Below are 13064 nucleotides of genomic sequence, written 5' to 3'. Positions count from 1 at the left end.
CGAGTTTGGCCGGATCCAGCCGTCGGCGATGACCGAGGGTTACGCCGGGGCGGGGCGGTGTGGCGCCGCCCCGTGGCCGGACCCGGCCCGGGGGTCAGCGCCCGGCGGGCCGCTGCTCGGGGTGCGGCGCCGCTTCCCGCCGGTCCGCCTGCCGTCCGCCGAGCCGGGCGGTGATGACCAGTGTGCCCTCCTCGATCTGGTAGTCCAGCGGCAGGTTCAGGCCGCGCATGGCGGCGACCATCCCGGTGTTGGAGGACTGGGTCACCGCGTAGACGCTGTCGCAGCCGCCCTCCTCCGCCATCGCCACCAGACGGCCGAGGAGTTCGGCGCCGATGCCACGGCGCTGCCAGTCGTCCTCGACCATGAGGGCGACCTCGGTCTCGTCGCCGTCCCAGAGGAGATGCCCGAGGGCGACGACCCGCCCGGAGGCCGTCTGCACCGCGAGGGTGCGGCCGAAGCGCGGGCTGAGCAGGTGGTCGAGGTAGCGGTCGGCGTCGCCGACGGGCCCGTGGTAGCGCAGGCGCAGGGTCCGCTCGGAGCAGCGGTCGTGCAGGGCGCGCGCCGCGGCCAGGTCGCGCTGGTCGGCGCGCCGGACGGTGATCGCGTTGCCCTCGGGCAGGGTGAGCACGTCCTGGCTGCGCGGGACGCGTGGGCCGAGGCGGGCGTCGAGCTCGACGAGCGCGCGGGCGCGGGCGAACTCCGTCGGGGTGAAGGGCAGATAGGGCCGCTCGATGACGAGCGTGCCGCCGTGCGGGTCGCGCAGCCGCATGCTGGTCTCCTCCAGGACGCCCTCCACCGGGGCGGTCTCGCCGGAGGGGCGGCCGCTGAGGGAGACGGCGGGGATCGAGTGGAGGGTGCAGCGGCCGAGCAGCTGCCGCAGGGCCAGCGGGAGTTCGGCCGAGTCCAGGGCGGTACGGGTGGCGAGACCGAGCAGCCGGGTCGGGGTGTCCACGAGGTCGTGCGCGTCGGCCCGCTCGGTCCAGGTGTCGCTGCCGCCGGCCGCGGCGACGGCCCGGGTGAGCGTGCCGGTCTGGAGACCGGCGGGCGCCCGCAGCAGGAACTCGTCGACGGTCCCGTCGGCGAGCGGATGGGTCTGCAGGGTCAGGATGTCGACACCGTGGCGGGCCAGGACCGTGCACAGGGCGGCGAGGCTGCCCGGGGTGTCGCGGACCGTGGTGCGCATCCGCCACAGGGCGGTCTCCGCGGACCGCTCCACGGGACCGGTCCCGGCGGCGGCGGGCGGCGGGTGCTCCCCGCTGCCGCCGGGATCGTCGGCGGGCGGCGCATGGCTGTGCCGCCGCGCCCACCAGGTGTGGAAGGCGGCGGTGGCGACCAGCGCGATGGCCGAGAACACCAGCAGGTAGGGGCCGTCGGGCCCCTTGGCGATGGTCTTGGCGATCGAATCGGCCACCACCACGGCGGTGAACATCGCCGCCAGCTCGATCACGTCGTGCCGCCAACGGTGGGTGGGGCGGGCGTTCTTCCGGGTGTTCTTCCGGGGGGTCACAGTGTCCATGACCTCACTGTGACCCAGCGGTGTTGCGTGATCACGAACGCTTTGTGACCGACGGGTTAAGTGCCGATCTGCTGGCTTTCTGGCTGATTTCGACTGATTATGACGTGGTCTGATCGCCTCCCTGTTCGAGTGCGGTCAGCAGTCGCCGGGCCTGCGCCACCGTCTGCGAGGAGCCCGGGCGCGCCGCCGCCTCCGCCAGGCCCGGCACCGCACCCCTCGCCCCGGACCGCTCGACGCACTCCGAGGCCACCGCCAGCAGCTCCCCGAGCCCGCGCGGCGGCTTCGGCGCGGCGAGCAGCCCCGGCAGCAGCTCCCCGAGCACCGCCCAGACCGTCCCGTACGCCCCGGTCGCCGCCGCCGTACGGGACGCGTCCGCGAGCCTGCTCGGCTTCACCGTCCCCTCCGCCAGCAGCGATCCGAGCCGCCGGCCGAGGGCCTCGGCGTCCAGCTCCTCGCGGGACGCGAGCACCAGCAGCGCGTCGACGGCGGTCAGCCGGTCCTCCGCGTGCCGGCTGCCGAGGCCCACGGCGAGCGCGGCATGGACCGCGGGTCCCACCGGCCCCTCGCCCTCGGCGAGCGCGGTCAGCCCCCAGGCCGAACCCCGCGCGTCCCACTCGGCGCCGTTGCCCACCACCGGCAGCAGCCAGACCGCCAGGGCCTCCCGGTCCTCGGGCAGCACGCCCGGCCAATGGGGACGCTCCCTCTGCCAGTGGTGGCAGCGGTCGGAGCCCTCGGCGGAGTCGCCGCTCAGCCACCGGAACACGGACGGGAACTCCTCCCGTATCGCCCGCCGCTCCCGGTAGGTCGCCACGATCCGGTCCGCGAACCACCACCGCCCGGAGCGGACGTCGGGCCCCCTGTCGAGGAAACGCACCCCCGGAGCGAGCGAGACGTCCGCCGTCAGCCACTGGGCGAGCCGCTCGCCCGCGCGGGTGCCGAGCGCCGCCGCCCGCGCGGCGGCCTCCCGCGCCGCCGGGCCGGCCCTGCGCACCCGCAGCAGCGCCTGGGCGAGGTCGACCGGGGCGGGCTCGACCCCCAGGTCCCGGTACTCCCGCAACCGCTCGGCCAGCACCGACGCGTCGATCGCACCCGTGTGCGCGGTCGGCGCCGCCAGCAGGAACGGCACCGGCGCCTCCGAGGCGACCAGCCAGGCGGCCTCCCACAGCCGGGCCTCCACCACTGCGGTGGGCCCCGCGTGACCGCACGCCGCCGTACCCCGGCGGCGCCCGTCCGAGATCCGCGAGAGGCGCGCCGTACCCGTCAGCGCGCCGAGCACCACCAGGATCCCCTGCGGCCCGTACGCGAAGTGGTCCCCGCCGTTCATCCAGTACGCGTCGCCGAACGCCGCCCGCACCGCCGCCGTCAGCCCCGCCCGGTCCTGCCGCGCGTGCCGTACGAGACCGTCCAGGGCGCGCTCGAACTCCTCCGGCTCGTCGGGCCGCCGCACGACCGTGACCAGGTCCTCGACCAGCTCGGCGACCGTCCCCGCCGGCGGCGCCACCGGGCGCGGCTCGGGCACCGGCGGCAGCACCTCCTCGTAAGGGAGGGCGTCGTCGCCGAGCTCCGTGCCGAACAGCTCGGCGGCGGCCGCCCGGTGCACCGGGCTCAGCAGCGCCGCCGCACCGGCCAGCTCCTCGCGCACCTGCTCGTCCACACCGGACAGATGCCGGCCCACCAGCTTCAGGGCCCGCTCCTGGATCGCCGTGTCCTCGTGCCCGAAGGCGTCCGTCACCACCGGCAGTAGCTCGGCCGCCGCCCCCGCGTCCTGGCGCAGCACCTTCGTCAGCAGCGTCAACTGGGCCCGCACCAGCTTCTTCTCGGTGCGGAAGAGCACCGAACCCGACATCTCCGCCAGCTCCCGCACCGGCAGCGCGCCGTCCAGGGCGAGCCCCGCGAGGACCTCCTGCGCGTGCGAGGCCACCGGCGACGGGCCGTCCGCCACCATGCCGAGCCAGTCCGGAACCCGCGCCCGCCGCTCCTCCTCCGTCGCCCCCAGGAGCTGGAGCAGGGCCAGCGGCAGGCGCAGATCGCGCGGGCGGCCGCCACGCAGCAGCCGGGCCACGCAGGCGTCGACGAGCTCCGCCCGGTCGAGCAGCCCCTCGCCCGCGAGGGCCGCGAGCGCGGCCGGCCAGTGGGAGTCCCGCTCGGCGGAGCGGGCGGTGGCCTGCCACTCGACGGCGTCCGGGGTCTCCGTCATGTCGAGGAGCCGGGGGACGAGGACCGGCGTCTGCGGGTCGCGCCGCAACCGCGCGACGAGGTGCTGCCCGTTCATGTCCGCGGCCCAGCCGCGCACGTACCCGTCGGTGGCGGGCGCGGGGCAGCCGGTCAGCAGTACGAGCCCGTGGACGAGCCGGTAGTCGTCCTCGGCCACCGCCGGCCGTTCGGCAAGCCGCCGGGCCACCTCCGTGAGCCACACGGGGTCGCGGTGCGCGAGCACGCCGAGCACCGCGTCCCCGTCGGCACCCCACTCCAGGAGGTCGCGCCCGCCGATCCAGTCCGCCGCGGCCGCCGCCCCCGTGATGCAGCCGGCGCCCGCGATCCGCAACGCACTCCGCACGTTCTGCTGCGCCCGCCACCGCTGCCAGTCCCAGCCCCGGACCTCCTTACGGATCCGCTTCAGCTCCGGGAGCGCCGCCTTGCGCCCGGCGGCGTCCAAGGGGGCGAGCAGGCCGGGGACATCACTGCGCCGCCCTTGGCGCACGGCGTCGAGCAGCCGCCCGACGTCGATGCCGAAGGCTGTGCTCGTGCTCGTGCTCGTGCTCGCGCCCGTCTCCGCGCCCGCGCTCGTACCGCTCCCCGTCATCGCGCCCCTCCCATCGTCTTGACCTCCGTACGGGCCGTCACGGCGCCCCTGCGGGCCATCCGTACCGCGAGTGCGTGCTTGCAGGGGCCCCGGTGGCCTCGGTACTCCGCCCACCACGCGCAGGTGCAGGTCAGGCGGCCGCCGGCTGACTCCCGTACCTGGTAGTGCCGGTCGCCCGAGGCCACCGTGGCGAGCGGGCCGTTCAGGGTGACCGCGCCGTGTGCCAGCAGGGCGCGGGCGTCGACCAGTCGCGGGTTGTGCCGTTCGGCGCGGTCCGCGTCGTACGGCAGCTCGCGGTGGAAGTAGGCCGCGTCGGCCACGTCGTATCCCACTCGCCCGGCCGTGCCGAGACGGGTCAGGGCGGCCCGGACCCGGTCGACCGGGAGGCCCGCCTGCTCGGCGAGATCGGCCGGATCGATCCGCGGCTCCCAGGCCAGCAGCACCGAGACCAGCTCCGCGTCCCCGGCGGCCTCCTCGGTGGCCAGCGCCTCCAGGACGCCGCCCTCGCCGGAGAAGCCGCGCGCCGGGTCGGGGGACAGGGTCAGGGTGAGCCGCATCCCGGGAAGCTCCACCTCCCAGGCGCTCGGCGCGGGCCTGCCGTCCGGCACCGGCCCGTACACCCGCAGCGCGGTCGCGTGGCGCAGCACCCGCTCCAGGGCGACGAGCCGCTCGGGCCCGGCCAGACAGACCGCGCCGGGGGCGGGGCGGGTGGTGGGCCGCAGGGTCCGGCCGGACTGCGCCACCCACAGCGGGGCGCGGCCCCGGGCCTGCGAGCGCGGCAGCGAGCGGAGGAAGCGCACGGCATCCGGGCCCGACAGCTCCGCCCGCAGGTCGAAGCCGGCGGAGGCGACCTGCGCCTCGGCGAAGCCCCGCAGCCAGCGGTCCGGCAGTGGCACCTTCTTCTCCAGCACCGGGCCGTCGAGCGTGGTGACCGCCAACTCGTCCGGGCCGACCCGCAGATGCAGCGGGTCGTCGCCGGTGAGCCGGGAAAGGGCCTCGCGCAGCGGGTTGTTCACGTCCACGTTCGTCGTGCCGTGGCCCGTCTCCGCCCCGTCCAGGCCCGCGCTCAGCACGTCCAGACGCGCGTACACCCCGCCGCAGCCCGAGAAGGACTCGAAACGCAGCCGGTCCCCGTTGCCGGTCACCACGGGGTCCAGCGAACCCGGCCGTATCCGCTGGTGGTAGCGGGCCGCCGCCACGTCGGCGACCGCCAGCAGGCCGCGGGCGGCGACCTGCGGCGAGCTGAGGAAGCCGGTGAAGAACCGGGGACGGGCCTCGGCGCCGCGCGGCGTGAGGCCCCCGGAGGTCTCAAGTCCGAGCAGCCGGCCGGAGCCCAGGGACTCCAGCGCGGAAGGGCGTGCGTAGGCGAGCGCCTGTACGGATCGCGTCATGGGAACGACCGTAGGACCCGGCACTGACAATCGACCGGGACCGCCCCTGACCAGGCGCTTTCCGCCCCGGGGCTACTGTCCGACGCGGCCCGGCCGGAGCACCTTGCTGAACAGGACCGTGCCGCCCTCGGCGCGCAGTCGGACCGTCAGTTCCCCGCTGTCGCCGTCGATGTCGACCTCGCCGAAGTACTGCGGGGTCTCCATCGGCGACAGGTTGGCGCGCTCCGGTGCCCGGACGAAGACCCGGTCGGGGCCGAACGTGGCGTCCAGCTTGTTGGCCGGGAAGCCGCCCGCCGCGAGCGGTCCCGAGACGAACTCCCAGAAGGGCGCGAAGTCCTGGAAGGCCGCGCGCTCCGGCGCGTAGTGCTGCGCCGAGGTGTAGTGGACGTCCGCCGTCAGCCACAGCGTGCCGGTGATCCGGCGGTGCTTGATGAAGCGGAGCAGCTCGGCGATCTGCAGCTCGCGGCCGAGCGGCGCGCCCGGGTCGCCCTGCGCGACCGCCTCGAAGTCGGTGGCACCGTCCGTGACCACGAGCCCCAGCGGCATGTCCGCCGCGAGCACCTTCCACACCGCGCGGGAGCGGCTCAGCTCCCGCTTCAGCCACTCCAGTTGCTCCGCGCCGAGGATGCCGGTGGTGTCGTCGGCCTGCCGGCCCGGCGAGTTGGCGTTGCGGTACGAGCGCATGTCGAGCACGAAGACGTCGAGCAGCGGGCCGTAGCGCACCACCCGGTTCATCCGGCGCTCGGCGCCGCGCGCGTGGAGGGTGGAGACGGGGAAGTACTCGGCGAAGGCGCGCGAGGCGCGGGCCGCGAGGACGTCGACGTCCTTCTCCGTGTAGCGCGGGTCGTCCAGGATCTGGCCCGGGTACCAGTTGTTGCGGACCTCGTGGTCGTCCCACTGCACGATCGACGGCACCTGGGCGTTGAAGGCGCGCACGTTGTGGTCGAGGAGGTTGTAGCGGAAGTTGCCCCGGTACTCGGCCAGGGTCTCGGCGACCTTGGACTTCTCGGGGGTGGTGACGTTCCGCCAGATCCGCCCGTCGGGCAGGGTCACGCTGGGCTGGATGACCCCGTCCGCGTAGATGGTGTCGCCGCTGCACAGGAAGAAGTCCGGGTCGAGCCGTCGCATCTCCTCGTACGCGCGGAAGCCGCCGATGTCCGGGTTGATGCCCCAGCCCTGCCCGGCGATGTCGCCCGACCAGAGGAACCGCACCCCGTCCCGGCGCCGTTCGGGCGCCGTGCGGAAGGTGCCGGTGACCGGCTCGCCGGTACGGCGCGGGTCGTCCGGGTCCGCCAGGGTGACCCGGTAGTGGATCTGCTCGCCCGCCGGGAGCCCGCGCAGCGCGGTCGTGCCGGTGAAGTCGGTGTCGGGGCCCAGGAGCGGCCCGTAGTGGCGCTGGACGCGGCGGAACGACTCGCCCGACGAGGTCTCGACGATCATGCGGGCCGGCCGGTCGGACCGGACCCACACCAGGCCCGTGTGCGCGGTCACGTCACCGGTCTGCACACCCCACGCGGCCGACGGCCGCCCGGAGAGCGCGAGCGCCGGACTCGCGAACGCGCCGCCGCCGACGGTGAGGGCGGCGGCGGACGCGGCGAGCGATCCGCGCAGGACCGTACGGCGTGCGGGGGAAGTGACGGGCGGGCGGTGGGACATCGAAGCGCCTCCGGGGACTGGGCGGGATGGGCCGGTCCCATGCCTAGCGCCCGGGGGAGGCGGGGAGCCGAACCCCGCGTGAACAACGGGCCGGGTCGGGCGGGCGGCCTCGGCCGCGCCGCGCCGGAGTGCCCGCAGGACCCCGGCAAGACCCCGGCAAGACCCCGGCGGGACCCCGCGGGCGCCCCGGGAAGCCTGCCGCGCCGGAGTGCCCGCAGGACCCCCGCATGACCCCGGCAGGACCTCGCGCGCCCCGGGAAGCCTGCCGCGCCGGGAGTGCCCGCAGGACCCCCGCACGACCCCGGCAGAACCCCGCAGGCGCCCCCCCCGGAAGCCCCATCCCCCTCACTCGCCTCCCCGCCCCGCCATCAGCCCCACCCCCACCTCGATCTCCCCCGGCGTCAGATGCGCGTAGCCCAGCACAAGTCGGACCGTGCCGTCCGTCGGGCGGGCCGTGCCGTACTCCTCCAGGGGGTGTAGGGCCACCCCCGCCGCTCGGGCGTGGTCCAGGAGGCGGGGTGTCGGGCCGTGTTCCGGTGGGAGGTGGGCGATGACGTGGAGGCCCGCGGCGATGCCGCTCACCCGGCTGCCCGGGAAGTGCCGGTCCAGGGACGCCACCAGGGCGTCCCTGCGCTCCCGGTACGCGCGCTGGCAGCGGCGGAGTTGGCGGTCGTAGCCGCCGCCGGTGACGAAGCGGGTCAGTACCGCCTGGTCGAGGGCCGGGTTGCCGAGGTCCATCGTGCGTTTGCGTTCGACCACCTCGTCGAGCAGGGCCTCCGGCACCAGCATCCAGCCCAGGCGCAGCCCCGGCGCGAGCGACTTGCTCACCGAGCCCGCGTACGCCACCCGCTCCGGGTCGAGCCCCTGGAGCGCGCCCACCGGGGCCCGGTCGTAGCGGAAGTCCCCGTCGTAGTCGTCCTCCAGGACGAAGCCGTCCACCGTCCGGGCCCAGTCCAGGAGCGCGGCCCGTCGCCGCGCCGAGTAGGCGATGCCGGAGGGGAACTGGTGCGAGGGCGTCACCACCACCGCCCGCACCCCGGACGCGGCCAGCGGCCCCGGCTCCAGGCCCTCCCCGTCGACCGGCAGCCACACCGTCTCCACGCCCGTGGCGGCGAACAGCCGGGCGTGCTCCGGGCTCCCCGGGTCCTCGACGCCCACCGAGCGCAGCCCGCGCGCCCGCAGTACGAAGCCCAGCAGCGTCGCGGCCTGCGCAACCCCCGAGCACACCACAAGGCGTTCGGGATCGGCCACCACCCCGCGCCTGCGCGCGAGGAGCGCGGCCAGCGCGGCGCGCAGTTCCGGCAGCCCGCGCGGGTCCGGATAGCCGAGCTGCCGGTGGGCGAGCTCGGACAGCACCGAGCGCTGGGCGGCGCCCCACGCGGCGCGCGGGAAGAGCGCCAGGTCCGGCGTGCCGGAACGGAAGTCCACCCGCACGCCCGGCACGCCCCGCACGCCCGGCGCCAGGTCCCGTACACCCGGCGCGGCCGAACGCGCCGCGCCGCCCACCCAGGTGCCCGAGCCCCGGTCGCTGCGCAGATAGCCCTCGGCCGTGAGCTGTTCGTACACCTCGGTCACCAGGCCCCGCGAGACGCCGAGGTCGGCGGCGAGGGCACGGCTGGACGGCAGTCGGGTGCCGGGGCCGAGCCGCCCCGCGCGCACCGCCTCCCGCAAGGCCTCCTGGAGCGCCCGGCCGCGCCCCCGCGCGGGCGCGCCCGCCGCGGGGAGCAGCAGTTCCCAGGCAGGCTGCGGGACTTCGCCGGACGCAACGGCCTCGGCCCAGGCCCTGGCCCCGGCGCCCCGGCCCGCGCCCCAAGTGGTCCCCGATGACGTCATGGAAGTGGACCTTAATGCGGGGAGCGCCGCTTCCTAGCGTCGGGACCATGAACGCGAACTCCCTGCGCGGCGCCCTCCTGGTGACCGTCGCCTATGCCCTCGTGGGCGCCTCCTTCACCGCCAACAGCCTGCTCGGCGCCTACCCGTACGCGGGCGGGCAGGCGCTGCGCTACGCCGCCGCCTGTCTGCTCCTGCTGCCCCTCCTGGGCCGTGGCGCCCTCGCGCCGCTGCGCGCCCTCACCGCGCGCCACTGGCTGCGGGTGGCCCTGATCGCGGCCGTCGGCATGGTCGGCTTCAACCTGGCCGTCCTCGCCGCCGAGCGGACCGCCGAGCCCGCCGTGCCGGGCGTCCTGGTCGGCTGCGCCCCGGTCGTGGTCGCCGTCCTGGTCCCGCTAACGGAGGGCCGCAGGCCCGCCCGCCCGGTGCTGTTCGGCGCGCTGCTCGTCGCCGCGGGCGCCTTCACTGTCCAGGGCTGGGGCCGCACCGACCTCGCGGGCCTCGGCTGGTCGGTGGCGGCGCTCGCGGGCGAGGTCGGCTTCACGGTCCTGGCGGTGCCGGTGCTGCGCCCGCTGGGGCCGAAGCTGCTGACGGCGGTGGTGTGCGGGGTGGCCGCGGTGGAGTCGGCGCTGATCGCCGTCGTCGGTGAGGCCTTCACCGGCAGCCCGGCCCTGCGGCTGCCGACGGCGGTCGAGACCGGTGCCCTGGTGTGGCAGGCGGCGCTGGCGACCGTCGTCGGATTCGTCCTCTTCTACATGGGAGTCCAGCGCATCGGCATGGAGAGGGCCACTCTCTATACGGGAGCCATCCCGGTGGCCGCCGCCCTGACCGCCGTCGCCGTCGCGCACGGCTCCTTCGGACTGCCGCAGGCCGCCGGAAGCCTCCTCGTCGGAGCCGGGGCGGCCCTGGGCACGGGCCTCTTCTCCCGTGGGGGATCAGGAGACGGCGCGGCTGCCGTCGAGGATCACCCGGGAGACGAGGGCCGGGTCGTCGTTCATCGGGACGTGGCCGCAGCCCGGCAGCCGGACCAGGCGCGCGCCGGGGACGACCCGCTTGGCGCGGACGCCCTGGCGGCGCAGGAGGAGCCGGTCGCGGGTGCCCCAGGCGACGGTGACGGGCACGTCGGGCACGTCGTCGGTGAAGAGCACGCTCCCGCCGGTCGACAGGGTCTGGTGGAAGCCGGTCGCCGACCGCAGGGCGAGCGTCTCGGCGACGGCCGCCTCGGGTGAACGGCGCCCGGGGCGCGCGTAGATGGTGCTGGTGAGGACGGTGCGGCCGGCCGCGCTGCGGGAGAGGCGCTCGATCAGCGGGACGGGCATCGCGAGCGCGGCGCCCCGCAGGGCGCGCAAGGCCGTGAAGGCGTAGCGCCGTTCGGCCTCCGACCAGAACCCGGCGGGGGAGAGCGCCGTCACCGAGCGCACCAGCTTCTCGCGGCCGAGCTCCAGGGCGAGCAGTCCGCCCAGCGAGTTGCCCGCCACGTGCGGCCGCTCGACACCGAGCGCCGCGCAGAAGGCGGCAAGCACCGGCACCACGGTGCCCAGGTCGTACCCGTACCCCTCGGGCAGGCCGGGGGAGGCGCCGAAGCCGGGCAGGTCGACCGCGATGACGTCCCGCTCGGTCGCGAGGACGTCGAGCACCGGCTCCCAGGCCTGCCAGTGGTGGCCGATCCCGTGGAGCAGCAGCAGGGGCTCGCCCCGCCCCCTGCGTTCGTAGGCGACCGTCACCGTGCGCGGCCCGCCGGGCGACTCCACGGGGAAGGTGATCTGTGCGGACATCGGCTGCTCCTGTCGTGGAAATCCCCGTGGACACCCGGAGTCTCTCTGAGACACCCTGTCAGCAACAATTACCCGTGAGTAGAGTCGAGTTCAAGACCAGGTCCGAAAACTGGACACGGGCCGTGGTGTGAGCTGGGATGGGACCGTGCCGACCGATACCCTCACCGACCCGACCGACCTGTTCGAAGCGCACCGCCCGATGCTGACCGGTGTCGCCTACCGGATGCTCGGACGCGCCGCCGACGCCGAGGACGTGGTGCAGGAGGCATGGCTGCGCTGGGCCGCCGACGACCGCTCCGAGGTCCGCGAGCCCCGCGCGTACCTCGTACGGATCACCACCCGGCTCGCCATCGACCGGCTGCGCCAGGTGCAGTCCCGCCGCGAGTCCTACGTCGGCCCCTGGCTGCCCGAGCCGATCGTCACCGACTTCGGCCCCTCCGTGCCCGACACCGCCGAGCGCGCGCTGCTCTCCGACTCCGTGTCCCTCGCGCTCCTCGTCGTCCTGGAGTCGCTCTCCCCGCTCGAACGCGCCGTCTTCGTCCTGCGGGAGGCCTTCGGCTTCCCCTTCGCCGAGATCGCCACCGCCCTCGACCGCGGCGAGGCCGCCGTCCGCCAGCTCGCCGGACGCGCCCGGCGGCACGTCGACGAGGGCCGGCCGCGCTACGACGTGGATCCGGCCCAACGGCGCGACCTCACCGAGCGGTTCCTCACCGCCGCCGCCGGCGGCGACCTCGAAGGGCTGCTCGCCCTGCTCGCCCCCGACGTCAGGCTCGTCGGCGACAGCGGCGGCAAGTCCAAGGCCCCGCTGCGGATCATGGAGACCGCCGACAAGATCGGGCGCTTCCTGGTCGCCATCTCCGAGGGCGCGGACGACGCGTTCGCCTTCCGCTTCGCGGAGGTCAACGGCGGTCCGGCGCTGATCGCCCTGGTCGACGGCAAGGTCGACACCGTCTTCCAGATCGAGGTCCGCGACGGCCGGATCGCCTGCGTCTACATCCTGCGCAACCCCGACAAGCTGGAAGGCCTCGCCCTCGACTGAGGCCACTCCCGCCCCGCCCGCCCCGCTCCGGTCCCCTTCGCGGCCAGGGGCGGGGCTTTTTGCTGCGCCGGGTTCTCCACGACGCGAACGTCCTGTGAACGATCTAGGTCAGAGGGTCACATTCGGGGGCTTTCGACGGAGGATTGGTCTTGACCAAGGGTGTGCGGCACCTTATGGTCGCAGAGTTAGTGCAGGAACCTTTAATAAACAAGGGCGCGGAAAACCGCCGCGGGACACGGCGAATGTGCGGAGGATCAGGGTGGGGACCACGCAGCTGGAAGCAGTGCCGGAGCCGAAGTACTGGCACCTCAAGACCGTGATCGGCGAAGCCCTCGACTCGGACTTCGCGGTCGGGGAGATCCTGCCCAACGAGCGTGAACTGGCCGCCCGTTTCGGCGTAGCCCGCGCCACGCTCCGGCAGGCCCTGGAGCAGCTGGAGCTGGAGGGCCGCCTGCAGCGCCGCCGCGGCGTCGGCACCACCGTCGCCCCGCCCCGGGTCGGCGTGGACGTCTCCACCACCCAGCACACCTGGCCCGGCGTCGGCGAGGACACCTGGCAGTCCGTGGACTCCGCCGCCGGCACGGTGCCCGCCGCCGTCGCCCGCCTCCTGGAGATCGCCCCCGACGAGCCCGTCCACGTGGTGCGCCGCCTGCGCGTCACCGCCGGGCAGCCGGTCGCCGCCGAACTGCTCTACGTGCCCTCCGGATCCGTCCCCGGCCTCGGTGCCGTCGACGTCCCCGGCGGCGTCGACCGCGCCCGCTCCGTGCTGCGCGAGCTCCAGCGCCTCGCCCTCGACGGGCAGGACCGCTCCGTCGAGCTCGGCTCCGCGCGCGCCGACGACGCCCGGGAACTGGACCGCCTGCCGGGCGCCCCCGTCCTCGTCGTCACCACCCGCTACCTCTCGGAGGGCGGCACCGCCGCCGTCTCCGTCGCGACGTATCGCGCCGACACCTGCAAGCTCACCTTCGGCGACTCCGGAGACCTGGTCATGGCCTCCTGATCCGCAGCAGGACAGCACCCACAGCACGACAGCACCGGGCCCGTGTCCGGACGC

Annotated in this window: 8 protein-coding genes and 1 pseudogene; 3 read left to right on the top strand and 6 right to left on the bottom strand. The window is 75.3% G+C overall.

Going from position 1 to position 13064, the window contains the following annotated elements; translation table 11 throughout:
* Positions 1–94 precede the first annotated feature (94 nt).
* The 5 genes from ABTZ54_RS22035 to pdxR form a co-directional block, all read right to left on the bottom strand.
* A complete protein-coding gene (locus ABTZ54_RS22035; protein ID WP_351665763.1) occupies positions 95–1516 on the bottom strand; it encodes a GNAT family N-acetyltransferase in 1422 nt (473 codons plus the stop codon).
* Positions 1517–1613: 97 nt separating this feature from the next.
* Positions 1614–4319 carry a DUF6493 family protein gene (locus ABTZ54_RS22030; RefSeq protein ID WP_351665761.1) on the bottom strand — a complete coding sequence of 902 codons (2706 nt, stop codon included), beginning with the start codon at positions 4317–4319 and terminating at the stop codon, positions 1614–1616.
* The gene (locus tag ABTZ54_RS22025) at positions 4316–5710 is read right to left on the bottom strand and encodes an SWIM zinc finger family protein (protein ID WP_351665759.1); all 1395 of its coding nucleotides are present in this window, start codon (positions 5708–5710) and stop codon (positions 4316–4318) included. The genes ABTZ54_RS22030 and ABTZ54_RS22025 overlap by 4 nt, the downstream gene beginning before the upstream one ends.
* A gap of 72 nt (positions 5711–5782) precedes the next feature.
* The gene (locus ABTZ54_RS22020) at positions 5783–7366 is read right to left on the bottom strand and encodes an alkaline phosphatase D family protein (protein ID WP_351665757.1); all 1584 of its coding nucleotides are present in this window, start codon (positions 7364–7366) and stop codon (positions 5783–5785) included.
* A 345-nt stretch (positions 7367–7711) separates the two neighbouring features.
* Positions 7712–9199: a MocR-like pyridoxine biosynthesis transcription factor PdxR gene (gene pdxR, locus ABTZ54_RS22015; RefSeq protein WP_351665755.1), complete on the bottom strand. Its 1488-nt coding sequence runs from the start codon at positions 9197–9199 to the stop codon at positions 7712–7714.
* On the opposite strand from pdxR, the pseudogene ABTZ54_RS22010 reads away from it, so the two are divergent.
* Positions 9190–10092 (top strand): annotated as a pseudogene (locus ABTZ54_RS22010) (EamA family transporter); the annotation flags it as partial. The gene pdxR and the pseudogene ABTZ54_RS22010 overlap by 10 nt on opposite strands.
* A gap of 39 nt (positions 10093–10131) precedes the next feature.
* Here the strand turns inward: ABTZ54_RS22010 and ABTZ54_RS22005 are convergent.
* Positions 10132–10971, bottom strand: coding sequence for an alpha/beta fold hydrolase (locus tag ABTZ54_RS22005; RefSeq protein ID WP_351665753.1), 840 nt, complete (start codon positions 10969–10971; stop codon positions 10132–10134).
* Between the two features lie 145 nt (positions 10972–11116).
* Here ABTZ54_RS22005 and ABTZ54_RS22000 point away from each other — a divergent pair, with 145 nt between their 5' ends.
* Positions 11117–12010 (top strand): RNA polymerase sigma-70 factor, encoded by an 894-nt coding sequence (locus tag ABTZ54_RS22000; RefSeq protein ID WP_351665751.1) that lies wholly within the window; start codon positions 11117–11119, stop codon positions 12008–12010.
* A gap of 259 nt (positions 12011–12269) precedes the next feature.
* Complete coding sequence (locus ABTZ54_RS21995) at positions 12270–13010, top strand: GntR family transcriptional regulator (RefSeq protein ID WP_351665749.1); 741 nt, start codon at positions 12270–12272, stop codon at positions 13008–13010.
* Positions 13011–13064 lie beyond the last annotated feature (54 nt).

This window comes from Streptomyces sp. NPDC094032 (genome assembly GCF_040303965.1).
GTDB lineage: Bacteria > Actinomycetota > Actinomycetes > Streptomycetales > Streptomycetaceae > Streptomyces.
This window is presented reverse-complemented; position numbering and strand designations above follow the sequence as displayed.